The sequence below is a fragment of the Paenibacillus sp. UNC451MF genome, from assembly GCF_000686845.1.
GTDB lineage: Bacteria > Bacillota > Bacilli > Paenibacillales > NBRC-103111 > Paenibacillus_S.
Map to the genome: position 1 here is coordinate 116,116 of NZ_JMLS01000003.1, position 18,302 is coordinate 134,417.

Sequence of the window (18,302 nt, forward strand, 5' to 3'; positions counted from 1 at the left end):
TTGGCCGTATTGGAGGGATTGGAGGTAAACACTATGATGAAAACTGTCATTCTAGGATACGAACGTAATTCCGCACCGCGTGTAGAATATGGGATACGGCTGTTGAAAGAAGCATTGCAGCAAAACGGATATGAAGTACGGCAAGAAGAAATGAACTGGAATTGGGACCAGTATCGTTTGATTGAGGGGACAAAGATTTACGTAGGGAACCGCTCTGAGTCGGGTTTTCTTCAACAGCTGGAAGAACGGGATGTGCTGCTGTATCACACGCAAGCTCCTGAAAGAGAAGGCTTCTACTTGTCATCCTGCCCTGGAAGTCTTGTGACGGTTGCTGGTGGTAATGATTCTGGGGTGCTGTATGGCTGCTTGGAGCTTGCACGACGTATTCGGCAAGCAGGTAAAGTACCGCAAGATATCGCTTATGGCGATTCTCCAAGCTTCTCTCTCCGGGGACCGGCTATCGGATTGCAGAAAACGACGGTCGAGCCGCCACGGCAAACCTATGAATACCCGATAACTCCAGATAGATTTCCCTGGTTCTACGACCGGGCTTTATGGCTCGATTTTCTGAATATGCTACTGGAGCAGCGATGTAATATTGTTTATTTGTGGAGCGGCCACCCATTCTCGTCGCTGGTCAAACTGGATGATTATCCAGAAGCGTTAGAGGTAACAGAGGAAGAGTTCGCGCGAAATGTAGATACCTTTCTTTGGTTGGCGGAGGAAGCAGATCGCAGAGGCATTTGGCTTGTTCTGAAATTTTATAATATCCATATTCCGCTGCCTTTTGCGGAAAAGCACGGGTTAAAGCTTCATCAGCCTAAGCCGCTGCCTATAACGAGTGATTATTATAAGAAATCAATTGCCGCTTTTGTTAAGTCGTTTCCAAATGTAGGGATGATGGTGTGCCTAGGGGAAGCTCTACAAGGACAAATATATGGTGTGGAATGGTTTACAGAGACGATCCTGGCGGGTCTGCTAGAGGGATTAAAAGACTCCAACGTAAAGGAAAAGCCGCCGATCATTTTACGATCCCATGCGATCGAACCGCAAAAGGTTATTGAAGCGGCACTGCCATTGTATCCGAATTTATATACGGAGGCCAAGTACAATGGGGAATCCTTGACCACGTATACTCCGAGAGGGAAGTGGCAAGAGATTCATAATCGACTTGGCTCTCTTCAAACGATTCATATTGTGAACGTGCACATATTAGCGAATCTCGAGCCTTTCCGTTATGCAGCGCCTTCCTTCATTCAAAAGTGTATGCAAGCGGCAAAGTATAGGTTGAAGTCGAACGGACTTCATTTGTATCCGTTATTTTTCTGGGATTGGCCTTATTCGCCGGATGCTCCAGAGAAAGGACAGCCGCGTCTGAGGCAAATCGACCGCGATTGGATTTGGTTCGCAGCGTGGTTCCGCTATGCATGGAACCCGGATCGCGATCCTGAAGCTGAAAGGCATTACTGGGCTGAGCTGCTAGGGGAGCGGTACGGCAGCAGGGAAGCGGGCGAAGCGGTCCTGGATGCGTACGAGTCATCGGGCGAATGTGCGCCGAAGCTGCTGCGGCGGTTCGGTATCACCGAGGGCAACCGCCAAACGATGAGCCTTGGGATGACGATGAGCCAGCTTACGAATCCGGAAAGGCATATGCCATGGCCGGATTTGTGGGAGTCCCAGTCGCCGCAAGGCGAAAGGCTGGAGGATTACATCGGTAAGGAGCTTCAGGGTGTACCGCATGTTGGAGAGACACCGCCAGATATTATTGCAGATGCAGAACGTCATGCGGAAGATGCTCTGCAGGCAATAGAGCGGGCTCGAGATTTGGTTACACGTAACGAAAGCGAGTTTGAACGACTGCGGTGTGATATGGAAGCAATTCATCATATGGTGGGCGTTTATGCTAATAAAGTGCGTGCTGCTATGAGAATTTTAACCTATAAACATCTCGTTAAAGGGGATTATTTTCAACGGCTGGATTTATTGGACGAAGCGGCCTCTTTACTTGAGAAAAGCTTGGAAAGTTATCGGAAGCTAACGAATTTGACCGAGAAGACTTACTTGTTCGCAAACAGCATGCAAACTCCACAGAGAAAAGTTCCGATCCGTAACGGACTCGAGTTCAAGCATTGGAAAGATTGTTTGCCAATTTATGAACAGGAGCTAGAGCGTTTCAAGTTTCATTTGGAGGAATTAAAATCGGGCACGACACCGGAAGCAGTGAGGAATATGAAACAGCCTATAGCCCCTTGCAAGGAAGCTCCATTCACGCTTCACTCCGAGAATGTAGAAATGTTTCGGGTGGAGAAGGGTGCGGAGGTGTTCACCGACGGAGATATTCATATCGTTGGCTGCGCGGAGGAGCTGAACGGTTTGACGGGAGTCCGGTTCAGTCAAATGGAAGCGGGCTTGCGAGGAGTGACGGTAGATATCGAGCTGCATCAGCCATCTAAAGTGCTGATTGGATATTTCAACTCGAAGGATCAACAATGGCTGCAAGCGCCAAGTCTTGAAGAGAATACGCACGCGGACGATATGGGAGGCTATGCGCCGTTATTAAGAAAAGGGCTACGACTGTATGCTTACCCTTCCGTAAATGTCCACGCTTTTCAATTCAAAGCGGGCAGGCATACACTTGATTTCGGAAAAGGAGCTTACTTGATTCTAGCTGTTGTTCCGGCTGATCAAGAAATCCAGCAGCGGGATGTTGAACATAAGAATGATGGTGTGGATACTTTGGATTGGTTGTACGAATAAGGAATGTAAGGGAGCGGGCGAGTCGTCCGGTGGTATTCGTACCGGGATGGCTTTCCGGCTCTCTTTTTCATTGGGAAGAAGTGCTTTGAAAAGCATAGCTCAAGATTGACGAGAAACCCATAAAACTTGAAATATTGCTAGTATAGTCCAGTGGGGTATGCCTCTCCAGCCGCTGTTGTTCTTGGGAAATTTTTAATTTATTCGCTTTACTGCGGGGATTTCCCAAGAACAAAGGCGGACGCTTTCGCTCCTCCGAGGCATACCCCACCTACCCATATAGCAAATTTCACGTAGAAACAGGTTTCTCGACAGTCTAAGAACTATGCTCTGCTAAGCTTAGTTAATGCTTACGAAAAAGAGCTTAGCTCCGCAAAGCTCAGCTAATGCTTACGAAGTGAGCTTTGCTCCGCAAAGCTCTTAGGAGGGAAATCATGAACGAAGCTAGTTCCATACTTTGGTATAAGCAGGAAGCGGCCAATTGGTTCGAGGCACTCCCAATCGGGAACGGCCGGTTCGGCGGCATGGTGTACGGTGGGGCGGGGCGTGAACGAATTGCATTGAACGAGGATACACTCTGGTCGGGAGAACCGAAGGATACGAATCGTTATGATGCTCAGCGTTATTTAAGCTCTGTGAGGGAAATGATTTTTGCCAAGCGGTATGAAGAGGCGGAAGAGACCATTGAGCAGCACATGGAGGGGCAGGAGATTGCATCGTATTTACCGCTAGCCGAATTGGAGCTGATATTTGATGATCAGAGTGATATATCAGAATATCGGCGTGAATTGGATCTGGATAATGGAGTTGTACGAGTGCAGTATCTGAGCAAGGGAGCACGCTGTACAAGAGAAATTTTCATATCGGCGGTCGATCAAGTTATGGCGATTCGCCTGCATAGCGATAATAAAACCTCCTTTACTGCGGTTTTGAACAGTCCGCTGCAATATTCCGTTAGTAAAACGGATTCCAACAGGATCAAGCTGTCAGGGCGCTGCCCATACCATGTACTGCCGAATACGGTCAAGTCAACCGACCCGGTAACATATGTTGAAGGCAGAGGGATCAGCTTTGAGCTGCAGCTTCAAGCTGCCATAGAGAAGGGCAGGGTTGAAGTGAGTGGAGGTCGGATTCGCGTTAGCGGCTCGGGAACGATTGTGCTGCTGCTGTCAGCAGCGACAAGCTACAAGGGCTACGATCACGACCCAGCAGTAAGGGGGAACGATCCGTCACGCTTATGCGAAGCATGGCTTGCCCAGGCTGAAAGGCTAGGGTATGACCGCTTAAAGGAGCGGCATTTGCATGATTACAGGGCACTCTTCGGGAGAACGTTACTAGAGCTAGGAGGTAGCGAGGATAAGAATCGGATCCCAACGGACGAACGTATCCTGAGAGTAAAGGACGGAGAGGATGATCCAGGTCTTGCGGCACTCTTATTCCAGTTCGGTAAATATTTGCTTATGTCCAGCTCACGACCCGGCACTCAGCCTGCGAATTTGCAGGGCATCTGGAACGATAAGACGCAGCCGCCTTGGTGCAGCAGCTGGACGGCGAACATCAACGTGCAGATGAATTATTGGCCCGCAGAAGTGAGCAATTTGGCGGAATGCCATCAACCTCTATTCGATTTGATCGAAGGACTGAGGATTACAGGCCGCAAGGTGGCTAGCATCCATTACGGATGCAGGGGGTGGACTGCTCATCATAACATTGATGTGTGGCGTACGGCAACACCGGTCGACGGCTCTCCCAGTTGGGCATTTTGGCCAATGGCAGGAGCTTGGTTATGCCAGCATTTGTGGGAGCATTACGCTTACAGTCAAGACACAGAATTCCTCCGGCAGGCGTACCCTGCGATGAAAGAAGCGGCGCTTTTTTGTCTGGATTGGCTAGTTGAAGCTCCGGATGGCTTATTGGTCACTTGTCCGTCTACCTCTCCGGAGAACGTGTTTGTGACGGAGGATGGACAGCAGAGCAGCGTCACGTATGCAGCAACGATGGATATGGCTCTTATTCGTAACTTGTTCGGTCACTGTATGGAAGCGAGCCGCTTATTGCAGCGGGATCGGGCATTTCACGATCAATTGGAAGAGATTCTGAAGCGGCTGCCGCCATTTCGTATTGGAAAATACGGACAGCTTCAAGAGTGGAACGAAGATTACGAAGAGCTAGAGCCAGGGCATCGACATATTGCCCATCTGGTTGCTTTTCACCCACTGGATCTTATTACGCTTGACGAGCATCCCGAGCTTGCCGAGGCGTGCCGGGCTACGCTTGAACGTCGGCTTGACCACGGCGGCGCGCATACAGGATGGAGCTGCGCTTGGACGGTCAGCTTCTGGGCAAGGCTTGGCGAAGCTGGGAAGGCTTACCGCTTCCTAAATGATTTGCTATCAGGTTTACACCCCAATATGATGAATGCTCACCGGCATCCTAAGGTGAAAATGAATATTTTCCAAATCGACGGCAATTTTGCCGGCATGTCCGGCATCACTGAGATGCTGCTGCAAAGCCATGGCGGCAAGGTCCGCCTGCTTCCAGCATTGCCTCCGAAGTGGAGACAGGGCAGTGTAAAAGGGATACGTGCGCGAGGAGGCTTCGAAATTGATTTGGAATGGGTAGAGGGTCAGCTTATAAGAGCCTTGATCCGATCTACGGCGGGCAAGAAATGCCATTTAGTGGCGTCGCATCCGGTTCAAGTTCTATATGAAGGTAAAATCATCCATCCAGATTCGGAAGACTCGTTGCATATTACATTTGAAACTACGGCAGGAAGCTGTTATGAAGTTGTGCCGTTTCCAGGTGGGGAACGGAAAGTGCGAGATTAACTTAATGCCAGGAGGGCAATTAGCATGTATTTTGTGAATATAACAAAACAATTCATATTTGAAGATGATAGGCCATTCCTCAGCTGTCACGCATCCACATTGGAGCTGCTCCCCGGTGGGGAAGTCATTGCCGCTTGGTTTGGGGGAACGAAAGAGAAGGCAGGAGATGTAGCGATCTGGATCTCACATCGAAGAGATGGAGTATGGATGCCTCCGGTGAAGGTAGCGGATCAAGAGGACGTTCCTCATTGGAATCCGGTGCTTTATCGGAGGGAGGATGGTGTACTATTCCTGTTCTATAAAGTTGGAACCAGTATTGCAGAATGGGAAACGAGGGTAATTCGCTCACTGGATAACGGCATCACTTGGAGCATTTCCGTACCTTTGGTAGAAGGGGATAAAGGGGGAAGAGGCCCTGTTAAAAACAAGCCGATAGTATTACATGATGGGGGGATTGCAGCACCTGCATCCTTAGAGCCTGATTGGGACTGCTTCGTAGACCTCTCGGTTGATGGCGGTGAAACGTGGAGAAGAAGCGAAACGGTTCCGTTGGACCACATCAGCTTAAGGGGGAAAGGCATCATTCAGCCCACCTTATGGGAATCTTCACCGGGAAGTGTCCATATGTACACACGCAGCACGGAAGGGGCAATTTATCGAAGTGACTCGCAGGATGGCGGGAAAACGTGGTGCATGGCTTATCCAACCGAATTGCCTAACAACAATAGTGGTCTTGATTTGGTAAAGATGGATAATGGCATTCTTGCCCTTGTATATAATCCGGTTCGTACGGAAGTAGGAAAGAAGAAAGGACCGAGAACGCCATTGGTGATCCGCTTTTCCGTTGATAACGGTCTGACATGGGACAATGAGCTTTTGCTTGACGAGGGTGAAGGACAATACTCGTATCCCGCTATTATTGCGAGCGGGAATGACCTATTCGTTACTTATACATGGAGGCGGGAACGGATAGCTTTCTATCAATTAACGATGACGTATTAAGTTTAATCGCCCTATAGATTGAGCAGATAAGCACCACTCATCTATCAAGGAAATTTAATATACTAAATTATGGAATTGAGCTCCATTTGTTTATCATTACTCGTTAGGACGGAGGAGAGTCCATGCCAACAGGCAGCCTATGGGATGAGGAATTGCGGGCAGGGAAAAAGGCGCTTCGCACGCTCCCGGGTGCACTATTGCTAGGTTCCACCGGAGCAAGATTGTGGGCAGATTACTTGGAACCCAAGCCCGGTTTTTCAGGCAGGTTCGACTTTATCCATAAGGTCAACATTCCTTTGTTATTTACATTAACCAACAACCTGGTAGACAACTTTGAGCCCTGCCGCACCGAATGGTTTCCAAGTCATTTGCTAATGGAATATACAGGCAGCAAAATCGCTTTATCCGAAAGGAAATTTATTTCTTGGAACGATTGCGCAGTTTCCTGTCAAACTTGGACCAACCTGAGCGGGGAAGATCTCGTCTTAGCTCTTCAGACTTATGAAAATTCGTTTTCGGAGCGAAGCGGCAATAATTTATTTGGTGAGTTTCAAATTGAACATTACAGCTTCGATATCACAGGTGCGATCACAGTGAGCGATCCTGCATTGCTGGAAGAAGTGCGTTTGAAACCAGGGGAGTCAAAACAGATCATCATCTCCGCAGCATTTGGAATTAAAGGACAAGATGAGCCGGAAATGCTGAAGGAGCGTTCTGCGCGTTATGCAGAGTTAGGATTAACGATCGATCAAGTAGTAGAAAGTCAAAGAAACGAATACCAGGCTTGGTTCGATAAAGCGCCGACCTTTCAAAGCAGTGATCCGCTGCTGGACAAAACCTGGAAGTACCGCTGGTTTTTGCTGCGGCACAATTTATCGGATCCCCAGTATGGACATTTGTCTCAACCTTTGTTTTACGAGGGCAGGTCGCATAAGAAAAGCAAGAAACCGTTCGGAAAAGGGGGATGGGAGTTCAGCAAGCTGATCAACTTGTCAGTGCCGCTGCACATCATGGATGCCAGATGGTATCATGATCCCGTTTATTGCGAAGGTGTATTGCAGAATATGAAGGCGGGTGCCAACGAGGACGGTATGTTCTGCTGCATGACAGTGGATACTATTATGCACTCGTTCGCCAACTTTTCTTGCTGGGCAGCCTACAAGCTGTATCTAGTACATCCGAACCCAGAGCTAATGACACAATTACTGCCGGCATTGAAAATGCAAATCAACTCGTGGAAACGAATTCATGGCAGCGATAAAGATCAGCTGCTGATTGAGCATAAGCATACCCGGACGGGCAAGGAATACCAGCCAAGCTATTGGTACTTCCACCAATATCCGAAAAATCCGAAAGATAAAGCCACCTACACTCATTTGAAAAGAGTGGATCGTGCGGTCTACCATTATTTGAATACGCTAGGAGTAGCCAAACTATGTGAGCTGACCAGTGATGAGGAAGCGCATACATACTACAAGCTGGCTGATGAAATCAAGCACGATATTATCGAAAAGATGTGGGATGACGCTTCACAGTACTTCTATGATCTACACTACCTTACCGATGAAAAAGCATTGGTGAAAAATATTGTGGGCATTTATCCCGGCTGGGCAGAAATAATCGATGATAGCTTCAATGGCATGATTGAGCACCTGTTTGATGAACGGGAGTTTCATACCCGATGCCCGTTTCCGTCTGTTTCCGCCGACTGTCCTGCCTATTCGAAAGAAGGAGGTTGGATGGGGCATTTCGTTAAAGGCCGCAACGGCTGCGTCTGGGATGGTCCCACATGGCCGTATACGAACTCGATTGCCCTAGATGCACTTGCGAAGGAAAGCAAAAGAAGAGACCACCAATTTGACAGCGAGTTCGCTTCTTACTTCCGTGAATATTCATTCCTTCACTTTATGCAAAGAGATTTGAACCAGCCAGGTCTGGTCGAGCATTACAATAGCGAGACAGGTGAGCCATTAAGTGACGAACAGGAATATAACCATTCTTATTATATTGATTTACTTATTTCACACGTAGCGGGTTTGACTGTAGAGCATGACCGGGTTGTACTCGACCCGTTAGATGTAGGCTTGGACTATTTTTGTCTGGATCGCATTAAGGCGGCTGGAATGGATATACGAATCACGTATAGAAAACCGGGTGTTTTGCAAACAGGGCTTACTGAAATGGATGAAGGCTATCGTTTATTCGTAAATGGTAAGCTCACGTTCAGCAGTCCCAGGCTAAGTCGAGCTGAATTGGCAGTTCACGAACTTCATTAAGCTTGTTTGCTTAAAAAAGTAAAAAGGAACAAGGAGTGTTTGATCATGACTCGATTTAATGGAATGGTCTCCCGCTCGGAGACAGACCCCGCACTTATGGAGGCTTTTCTTCCCATAGTGCATCCGAATGACAGCCATGCGGCCAATTTAGTGGAGCTGGATAACGGTGATCTGCTGTGCGTCTGGTTTACGGGCAGCGGGGAGGGCAACCCCGATACGAACATTGTTATGTCGAGACTGGCTGCGGGATCTAATGTTTGGAGTACACCGATACAGCTATCTGATGATCCGGAACGTTCGGAGCAAAATCCGGTTGTGTTTCAAGCGCCAGACGGCAAAGTATGGCTGTTCCATACCTCCAATGAGCCGCATAACCAAAAAACGTCAAGAGTCGTCTGCCGGGTTTCGGAGGACAGAGGCTACACATGGGGACCTGTCGAAGTTTTATTTGATGGCCTGGGTATTTTCCTGAGACAACAACTGATTGTACTGGCTAACGGCGATTGGCTCCTGCCTGCCTATTACTGCAAGCTGGATGGACATTACAGTGTGGTACAAATAAGCTCGGACCAAGGGAAAACGTGGAAGGAATATCCGGTGCAGGATAGTGTCCATCGGGTTCAAATGAGTATTGTCGAGTTAAGCGGAGGCAGTCTTTATGCGGTATTCCGCAGCCGCCAGGCAGACCGAGTCTATACTAGTCTATCGCAAGATAATGGAAAGACTTGGACATCACCGGTCAAGAGCACTCTGGCTAACAACAATTCATCGATTCAATTGACCAAGCTGCAGAACGGCCATTTGGCTCTTATCTTCAATGATTCCACGATGGAGCGCGATCAGTTCAGGTGGGTTTCCAGCAAGGGAACCTTTCGAAGAAAACCGCTTCGTACTCCGCTGACCTTGGCGATATCGACGGACGATGGAAAGACATGGCCTTATTACCGTAACGTGCAAATGGCGGATTTGGAATATAAAGAATCCGAGATCGGTTATTCCTATCCGACTATTATGACAACGAGAGACGGCAAAATTCATATTGCTTTTTCCTTTTTGCGCAAGGGGATTAAGTATGTTTGTGTGGATGAGGATTGGGTGCATAATTCATAACGAGCGATGGATAGCAAACGTCAATAGTGTGTGTTCAAAAAGCTGCATGATCCAAAGGGGGGCTTTTTGAACATACTCTATGTAAGGGCTTGCAATAAAAATCATGTACCTGAGGTGATGGTCATGAACGGGAGAATCGATCATTTTACTGGCGATCTCTTTTTCGATGAGAATATGGATATTTTCATAAATCGTGAGTTGGAATCGTTTTCAACTGTGCAGCATACACACGATTTTACGGAAATCAGCTATGTGGGAGAAGGTAGCGGATATCACTACATAGAAGATCAAGTGATTCCAATAAAGCAGGGGGATCTGTTTGTAATACCGATAGGAACGTCGCATGTGTTTCGTCCTTCCTCACCTAAACAGGATAAAACGCTCGTCATTTATAATTGCATCTTTCGAACCGAGCTGCTGGATGGCTGGAAGCATCTTATTCAGAGAGATTCCTACACCTACAATATTTTTTATTATCCTCACGAATGTACTGAACGGTGGCTGCACTTTCAGGATAAGCATGATACGTTTTTTAATATCGTTCAAACCATGTACTCGGAATATTTGAAGCGAAGCACAGGTTACGAGACCGTATTGACCGCAATGCTGATTCAGATGCTGGTGATGCTGAAGCGCTTTGAATTAAAAAATGAAGAGGAACCTGCCTCGTTTAGCAAGCTGGAAGAAGTGGTCCATTTCATTAAAAATAATTACACGCAAAACATTACTGTTCAAGATGTTGCTGATTATTTCTATTTAAGTGCAAGTCATTTTCAGCGCTTATTTAAAAAGACGACAGGGCTTACTTTCACTCAGTATTTGCAAAATGTTCGCATCCAAAAGTGCTGCGAGCTATTAAAGTCAACTGATATTCCAATTTACCAAATCGCTAATCAAGTCGGTTATTTGGATATGAAGTTTTTCCACGCCTTGTTTCGTAAAAAAACCGGAGTGACTCCTCGACAGTATAGGCAAAACTTTCAAGAATTTGAGGATAAAGCTATATCATTTTAACCTGCTGGGGCTGGCCATAATTATGGAACAGCTCTTTTTGTTGCATGCTACTACCTACGATTGGAGGAATGACCAGTGTGGTCACCAGACGAATATTTAAAGCAGCTGTATGACAGCAAGGATCAGATGAGGGAGCACGTATTAGGTCCGCAGCATTGGAGAGAGAGGAAAGGGGAAGTGAGAACGAAGCTCATGAAAGCGTTGGGGAGCTTACCTAACGGCAGTGTGAGCTTGAACCCGGTATTGCTAGAAAGAACCGAAAGAGAAGATTGTATTGTAGAACGAGTCGCTTTTGCAACGGCAGAGCATTTGCGGATTCCAGCCTATGTACTGATTCCAAAGCAGCTTGAAGCAAGAGCTCCGGCTGTGCTGGCTTGGCATGGTCATGGATATGGCAGCAGAGAAATTGTTGGCTTGCAGCCGGATGGAACGGTGGATGAGGGTGAGCCTGGCATCCATCAGCATTTTGCCGTTCAGCTTGTACGTAGAGGAATGATTGTCATAGCACCTGAGATAATAGGCTTTGGTGATCGTAGGCTGGCAGCGGATCGAGTGAAGGACCCTAAGAAAGCAAGCTCCTGTTTTGCGCTTTCCTCACGTCTGTTGCTGTACGGGCAAACCTTAGCCGGGCTGCGTGTGTACGAAGCTATGCGTGCTTTGGACTACTTGCTTAGCAGAGATGAAGTGGACCCGGGGCGGATCGGGAGCATGGGATTCTCCGGCGGAGGGATGATCGCTGCTTTATCTGCCGCATTGGATGATCGTATCCAGGCTGTCGTATTAAGTGCATTTACAAGCACGTTCAGAGGAAGCCTTCTTGCGATGAATCATTGCATAGACAATTATTTGCCTTCTGTTCTTGAGTATGCAGATCTACCGGAGCTGATAGGGCTGATCTGGCCCCGGTCGTTATTTATTGAATCGGGAATGGAGGACACGCTATTTCCTGAATCTTCAGTTAGGGAAGCTTTGACCGTATTAGAACGAATATATCAGGAAGAGGATGCTTTGGAGCGGCTGCAAGCCGATCTATTTCCAGGTAAACATGAGGTTTCGGGCAGAAAATCTTATGATTGGCTCGCTCAAAGGCTGAGAGCATGATTACCCTATAGAGTAAGTTATCATCACCTATAATCCTGTAAATCAGCAGATGTATAATGGAAAAAAATGAAGGGAAACAAAGAAGCTTTGCCTTCAGGCTGTTGAGATGATGAGGATATCGTTACGATTCAGGTAGTAAGATGTACCTAAGAGTCAGTGGCGGGAAACAATTGAAACCGTTCTCAAATAATGGATTAAATAAGTGTATCGGAGGTGCTGCAATGGGGCGCATTCTTTTAAACCACATTGAAAAGAAATACGGCAAAGATAAGGGGTACGCGGTAAGAGATTTTCATTTGGAAATTGCTGATGGCGAATTTCTGGTTATGGTCGGTCCGTCCGGCTGTGGGAAATCAACGACGCTTCGAATGATTGCAGGTTTAGAGGACATATCATCGGGAGAGCTGTATATCGGTGAGCAGTTGGTCAACCATTTGCCGCCAAAAGATAGGGACATTGCAATGGTATTTCAGAACTATGCCTTATACCCGAATATGAGCGTTTTCGAGAATATCGCATTCGGCTTGCGTTTGAGAAAAATGCCTAAGCATGAAATTGATCTGGCGGTCAAAAAAACATCCAGAATATTGGAAATTGAACCCTTCTTGAACAGGAAGCCAAGGCAATTGTCCGGCGGTCAGCGTCAACGGGTTGCACTGGGAAGGGCTATTGTCCGTAATCCACAAGTGTTTTTGATGGATGAGCCTCTATCTAACCTGGACGCTAAATTAAGAGTGCAGATGAGAACTGAAATTATTCGGCTTCATAAACAGCTTGGAGTTACGATGGTATATGTGACGCACGATCAGGTAGAAGCTATGACGATGGGACATCGAATAGTGGTTATGAATAATGGCGTCATCCAGCAGGTGGACACACCACAAAGGATATACAACCATCCGCGTAACATGTTTGTCGCAGGATTCATCGGAACGCCGCCGATCAATCTCGTTGAAGGCCAGATTCTCGAGAATGCCGACGGCTTGCTGGAATTTCATACGAATCGATACTGCTTACAAATTCCGGAAGAGCAATCGAATGTGCTCAGAAGCAAGAACAAAGTTAATCGCAATGTCATTCTAGGCATCCGCTGTGAAAACATTCATCTTGAGGCAGATTATCGTGACGCGAATCCCGGATCGCAAATTGTAGGAATTCAAAAAATTAATGAGTTAATGGGCGCAGATATGTACTTGTACCTGGATATCGGAGTTTCGAATTTTCTTATCGCACGAACTCGTCCGGAGCATTTATTTACTGAAAATGAAAAAATTACATTGACTCTCAATATGCGAAAAGCGTTATTTTTCGATAAGGATACTATGGACAATTTGGCGTATTAAAGCTAAAGATACAGCAGAGGAATGGAGTTGAAAGCGTTGTTACGAACTCGAGCGTGGATTACGACCATGCTGGCGCTCGTCCTTGTACTGAGTCCTACGCTTTCCGGTATGGCAGATCAAACAAGTACAAAGGGAACAAGCGATAACGGTACAAAGACAAAGAATGTAAGCAGTGAAGCGGGCGAAACCAAGCCTCTGGACCCATACTATTTTGAGGTGCTTGACGGTTGGAATAAGAACGGGGCTATAACGAATCATAACGGGAGCATCACCATTCCTGGTTCGAAGATTAGTGGTAAGTCCGAAAGAGCCAATGCTGTTGTAGGTCCCTATGATGGGAAAGACGGCGTCATGATATGGAATGCTCAAGGAGACGAATGGATCGAGTACGAATTCAATGTGGACCAGGGCGGTTTATACAACATAACGTTGTCGTATCATCCATTCGTCGATGCATCGCATCGCAAGCCGATTGCTTGGAATGTTACGCTAGACGACAAGAACCCATTTCTTGAATCCAAATCGGTTCAGCTCTACAGGCAATGGAAAGATCAGCTGCCAGCCCGCAAAGATGATAACGGTGATGAAATTCGTCCGATGGCCGTTGATGTATCCGGATGGATGAACGATTCATTCCGTGATTCAGGTGGTGCCTACGAAGACCCTTTGCAATGGAACTTGACTCCAGGCAAGCATAAGCTTCGGTTTTCGGGCAGCGATCCTGTAGCGATTGAAACAATCTCTCTCAAAGCGCCAGCCAAGGCTGAGGATTATAAGACCTATAGAAGCGCTCAGCCATCGGGAGTGCCTGCAGTTAACGCGAACCCTATCGTAATTGAAGCGGAGCAGGTGCAGTGGAAGAACGACTCATCCATACCGCTAACTTATGACAATGACATTGCTTCGGTACCTTACGTCCGGGGGAAAATTACATACAACACGATCGACGGGCAGCGATGGTCGACGGGGAATCAGGAGGTCAGCTGGAGCTTTGACGTTCCTGAGGACGGTTATTATAAAATAGGGATGCGCGCGCAGCAGTCTTTTTTATCGAACCGTTCATCGTTTCGCTCCATCACCATTAACGGAAAAACACCTTTCATCGAGTTGAAAGCGTACCGGTTTTTGTACGCTTCCGGCTGGAAAGGCATCACGCTGGAAGATGTGCAGGGCAAGCCGTATGAGTTTTATTTGAAAAAAGGAACCAATACGATGTCCATGCGCGTCACACAAGCACCGCTCAAGTCTACCATTGTAGAATTGGAAAAAAGCATTGCTCAGCTGAAGAAGCTGGCCGCCGACTTAAAAGCGTTGACGGGCGGAGTGGACGACAAAAACCGGACTTGGGATATTCAAAAGGATCTTCCGGGTTTTGTTGATGAATTGAAAGGCTTGGGCGACAATCTCGATAGTGCCCGTACTAGATTGGAAACGATCAATGGCCGCCCGGATGCAGTTTCACAAGGGATTGTTACGGTTATTCAGGATATCCGCTCACTCTTGAAAGATGTGAATGAAATTCCATACGAAGCAAGCAGGCTCGTGACGATGCAGGGGAAGATCGGCGATCTCATTCAACAGCTTAACTCGCAGCCGCTTCAATTGGATAGGATCATGGTAGCTCCGGTGCAACAAGATTTCCTAAGGATGGAAGCTACGTTTACTCAAAAAATTCAAGGGGCATTCATCAACTTTTTTTATTCCTTTATGCCTAAAGAAAATTTGAATAAGGTTCAAGATGATGTTCTCAATGTTTGGGTCTTGCGAGGCAGGGATTATGTGAACCTCCTGCAGGATATGGCAAACGAATCGTTTACCCCCCAGACGGGCATTAAGGTTAAAGTTAATTTGCTTCCAGATGCCGGGCTTCTTGTATTGATGAATGCTGCAGGTATTGCGCCAGATGTAGCGTTAGGCTTGTCCCAAGACCTTCCTTTCGAATACGCGCTGCGTAACGGGATCTACGATTTGAAACAGTTCCCTGATTTCGATACGGTCTTTAAACGGTTTGCTCCGGGCTCATGGACGCCTTTCTATTATAACGGAGGATATTTTGGCGTACCGGAGACACAAACGTTCCAAATGATGTATTACCGGAAAGATATATTGCAAAATTTGGGTTTAAAGGTTCCGGACACTTGGGATGAACTGTATAAAATGCTCCCCATCATACAGCAAAACGGAATGAACATAACACCAGTTGGTCACAATCCATTCTTCCTGCAAAACGGAGCAGATTACTTCGCTGAAGATGGTTCTAAAACGACTATCGGTTCGGAAAAAGGATTTGATTCATTTAAGAAATGGACTGACCTGTACAATAAATATGCCGTTGATCGTTCCTTATCAAGCTTCTATCAACATTTTCGCGATGGGACAATTCCGCTTGGGATAGCAGATCTGAGTATGTACATCGAATTAACCGTAGCAGCTCCCGAGCTGAACGGTTGGTGGGGCGTTGCTCCAATTCCAGGCGTAAAGCAGGACAACGGAACGGTGGCCCGATGGATGGGCGGAGGCATGCAGTCATCTGCAATATTCAAGCAAACCAAGAAACCTAACGAGAGTTGGGAATTCTTGAAATGGTGGACTTCCGCAGAAGTACAAGAAAAGTATGGAACTGATCTGGAGACTTTGAATGGTGTCAGCTTCCGATGGAATACCTCCAATATCGATGCTTTTGCCAAGCTTCCATGGAAAGAAGACGACCTCAAAGGAATTATGGAGCAATGGAGATGGTTTAGAGAAATTCCGAATGTTCCAGGCAGCTATTTTATGGAGCGTGAGCTGCAGAATGCATGGAACCGGACTGTCGTAGACGGAATTAACTATAGAACCTCTCTTGAAACCGCCATTGTTGATATTGACAGGGAAATTCAGAGGAAAATGCAGGAGTTCCATTTTATTAATGAGAACGGTGAAGTTATAAAATCATTAAATTTACCGAAAATAACCGAGCCATGGGAAGGAGTGGATAAGTATGTTAAAAAGTGAATCCCGGACGCTACCGGCAGCGCATACTTCCACCAGTCGTTTGAAGCAAAAATGGGTTTCGCCGGTTCAAATGGTCTGGGAGTACCGTGCCTCTTATGTTTTTATCGCACCGTTCATGGTTTGTTTCATTATATTTATCATGATTCCGGTTCTCGCCGCCTTTGGGCTTAGCTTCACGTATTATAATTCTTTGGAGCCGCCAAGGTTTGTCGGGTGGGAGAATTTCCGGTACATGTTATCCCAGGATTTAATTCTCATTAAATATGCAATACCCAACACCTTTAAGTTCGCAAGTATCGTAGGGCCTGGCGGATATATCGCATCCTTCCTGCTTGCGTGGCTTATCTCTATATTGCCGGGAGTTTACCGCAAATGGTTTACTCTTGCATTGTATACCCCGTCCTTGGCTGGCGGGGTTGCAATGAGTATTATATGGCTGCCGCTCTTATCCGGGGACCGAATCGGTTATTTGAACAGCTTTCTTATTAAGCTGGGGCTTGTCAACCAACCGATCTTATGGGTGACGAGCAAAGAGCATTTGATGACATCCATGATTGTCGTTACGTTATGGTCCAGTATGGGAATTGGTTTTCTGGCGATGCTGGCGGGCATATTGAACGTCAATTCAGAGCTGTATGAAGCGGGCAGGCTGGATGGAATTAAGAGCAAGCTGGAAGAAATATGGTACATTACTATACCATCAACGAAACCGCAAATGCTGTTTGGTGCGGTAATGGCAATCGTAGGAGCATTTAAAGCTGGAGGGATTGGTACCCAACTCGCCGGTATGAATCCGACACCTCAGTATTCAGGCCATTTGATTATTAGTCAGATTGACGATTACGGGTTTACCCGGTTCGAGCTGGGATATGCGAGCGCACTATCTGTGTTTCTGCTTATTCTTATTTACGTTGCCAACAAACTTTGTTGGAGATTGTTCGGCACGAAGGAGGACGAATAGATGAAAGTCATGGGTGCAGAAACGCTCGGAAAGCTCATTCCGTGGCGGAAACAGTCAAGGCTGCATCGTTTGGGCCCCACGGAAAAATTTGCTGTGTTTCTGTTGGTTGTCCTCAGTATCTTTATGCTAATGCCACTAGTCTATATACTGAATCATGCGCTGAAGCCGTATCAGGAATTGTTCATTTATCCGCCTAACATTTTTGCTCGGCATCCTTCCTTTCAGAACTTTGTGGAACTGCTGGGGATTACGAAAGGCACCGCGATACCGATTACAAGGTACATTTTTAATAGTGTCATTGTAGCTGTATTGTGCGTTATCATTGTAACTGTAGTAAGCGCAATGTGTGCGTACCCAATTTCCAAGCATAAATTCCCAGGGCACAAGGTTGTTTTTGGCATGATCTTGTTGACGTTGCTCTTTGCTCCTGAGACAGTGGCCATACCCAGATACCTGGTTGTCAGTAAGCTGGGTATCATGAATACCTACTTCGCCCATATTATGCCGATGGTGGCCGTACCTACGGGGGTGTTTTTGATGAAGCAATTCATCGATCAGCTTCCTAACGAGCTTCTGGATTCGGCTAAGATAGATGGTGCAAGAGAGTATACGATATTCATGAAGATCGTCCTTCCGGTCATTATGCCGGCGGTTGCGACAATCGGAATCATTGCATTTAATGCGGCTTGGGGAAATACGGAGACGTCGACGCTGTTCATGCAGCAGGAGGAGATGAAAACATTTCCGTTTTATATCTCGACGCTTACGAGCGGAATGGCCAACAATGTAGCGCGGCAAGGGGCTGCGGCAGCGGCGGCGCTGCTTATGTTTTTGCCGAATTTGATCATTTTTCTTCTGTTTCAAAGCAAGGTCATTGCGACAATGGCACATTCCGGGATTAAATAGTGAGGATACATTT

At 46.8% G+C, this 18,302-nt stretch carries 11 protein-coding genes; all 11 read left to right on the top strand.

The genetic code is table 11. The annotated features are described in order from the left end of the window. The first annotated feature begins 33 nt into the window (after positions 1 to 33). The 11 genes from BP97_RS0106160 to BP97_RS0106210 all read left to right on the top strand — a co-directional run bounded on the left by BP97_RS0106160 (position 34) and on the right by BP97_RS0106210 (position 18,289). Entirely contained in the window at positions 34 to 2,757 is a 2,724-nt protein-coding gene (locus BP97_RS0106160; protein WP_231506225.1) for a hypothetical protein, read from the top strand. 431 nt (positions 2,758 to 3,188) lie between these two features. Next, complete coding sequence (locus BP97_RS35485; protein WP_064745671.1) at positions 3,189 to 5,582, top strand: glycosyl hydrolase family 95 catalytic domain-containing protein; 2,394 nt, start codon at positions 3,189 to 3,191, stop codon at positions 5,580 to 5,582. Between the two features lie 24 nt (positions 5,583 to 5,606). Next, complete coding sequence (locus BP97_RS0106170) at positions 5,607 to 6,584, top strand: sialidase family protein (protein ID WP_028548307.1); 978 nt, start codon at positions 5,607 to 5,609, stop codon at positions 6,582 to 6,584. Positions 6,585 to 6,706: 122 nt separating this feature from the next. Then, positions 6,707 to 8,860, top strand: a complete 2,154-nt coding sequence (locus tag BP97_RS0106175; RefSeq protein WP_028548308.1) for an MGH1-like glycoside hydrolase domain-containing protein — start codon at positions 6,707 to 6,709, stop codon at positions 8,858 to 8,860. Between the two features lie 45 nt (positions 8,861 to 8,905). Beyond that, a complete protein-coding gene (locus BP97_RS0106180) occupies positions 8,906 to 9,970 on the top strand; it encodes a sialidase family protein (RefSeq protein ID WP_028548309.1) in 1,065 nt (354 codons plus the stop codon). Positions 9,971 to 10,036: 66 nt separating this feature from the next. Continuing rightward, the gene (locus tag BP97_RS0106185; RefSeq protein WP_231506226.1) at positions 10,037 to 10,984 is read left to right on the top strand and encodes an AraC family transcriptional regulator; all 948 of its coding nucleotides are present in this window, start codon (positions 10,037 to 10,039) and stop codon (positions 10,982 to 10,984) included. A gap of 75 nt (positions 10,985 to 11,059) precedes the next feature. Beyond that, positions 11,060 to 12,085, top strand: coding sequence for an acetylxylan esterase (locus tag BP97_RS0106190; RefSeq protein WP_028548311.1), 1,026 nt, complete (start codon positions 11,060 to 11,062; stop codon positions 12,083 to 12,085). A 221-nt stretch (positions 12,086 to 12,306) separates the two neighbouring features. Next, positions 12,307 to 13,428: an ABC transporter ATP-binding protein gene (locus BP97_RS0106195; protein ID WP_028548312.1), complete on the top strand. Its 1,122-nt coding sequence runs from the start codon at positions 12,307 to 12,309 to the stop codon at positions 13,426 to 13,428. Positions 13,429 to 13,464: 36 nt separating this feature from the next. Then, complete coding sequence (locus BP97_RS0106200) at positions 13,465 to 16,422, top strand: extracellular solute-binding protein (RefSeq protein WP_231506227.1); 2,958 nt, start codon at positions 13,465 to 13,467, stop codon at positions 16,420 to 16,422. Continuing rightward, entirely contained in the window at positions 16,409 to 17,383 is a 975-nt protein-coding gene (locus BP97_RS0106205; RefSeq protein WP_036745588.1) for a carbohydrate ABC transporter permease, read from the top strand. Before BP97_RS0106200 ends, BP97_RS0106205 begins: the two co-directional genes overlap by 14 nt. Beyond that, positions 17,384 to 18,289: a carbohydrate ABC transporter permease gene (locus BP97_RS0106210; protein ID WP_028548315.1), complete on the top strand. Its 906-nt coding sequence runs from the start codon at positions 17,384 to 17,386 to the stop codon at positions 18,287 to 18,289. The last annotated feature ends 13 nt before the right edge of the window (positions 18,290 to 18,302 follow it).

Excerpts from the sequence above, each read along its gene's own strand:
- BP97_RS0106205 (WP_036745588.1), top strand. The coding sequence starts at position 16,409 with ATGTTAAAAAGTGAATCCCGGACGCTACCGGCAGCGCATACTTCCACC.
- BP97_RS0106170 (WP_028548307.1), top strand. The coding sequence starts at position 5,607 with ATGTATTTTGTGAATATAACAAAACAATTCATATTTGAAGATGATAGG.
- BP97_RS0106210 (WP_028548315.1), top strand. The coding sequence starts at position 17,384 with ATGAAAGTCATGGGTGCAGAAACGCTCGGAAAGCTCATTCCGTGGCGG.
- BP97_RS0106175 (WP_028548308.1), top strand. The coding sequence starts at position 6,707 with ATGCCAACAGGCAGCCTATGGGATGAGGAATTGCGGGCAGGGAAAAAG.
- BP97_RS0106180 (WP_028548309.1), top strand. The coding sequence starts at position 8,906 with ATGACTCGATTTAATGGAATGGTCTCCCGCTCGGAGACAGACCCCGCA.
- BP97_RS0106195 (WP_028548312.1), top strand. The coding sequence starts at position 12,307 with ATGGGGCGCATTCTTTTAAACCACATTGAAAAGAAATACGGCAAAGAT.
- BP97_RS0106160 (WP_231506225.1), top strand. The coding sequence starts at position 34 with ATGATGAAAACTGTCATTCTAGGATACGAACGTAATTCCGCACCGCGT.
- BP97_RS35485 (WP_064745671.1), top strand. The coding sequence starts at position 3,189 with ATGAACGAAGCTAGTTCCATACTTTGGTATAAGCAGGAAGCGGCCAAT.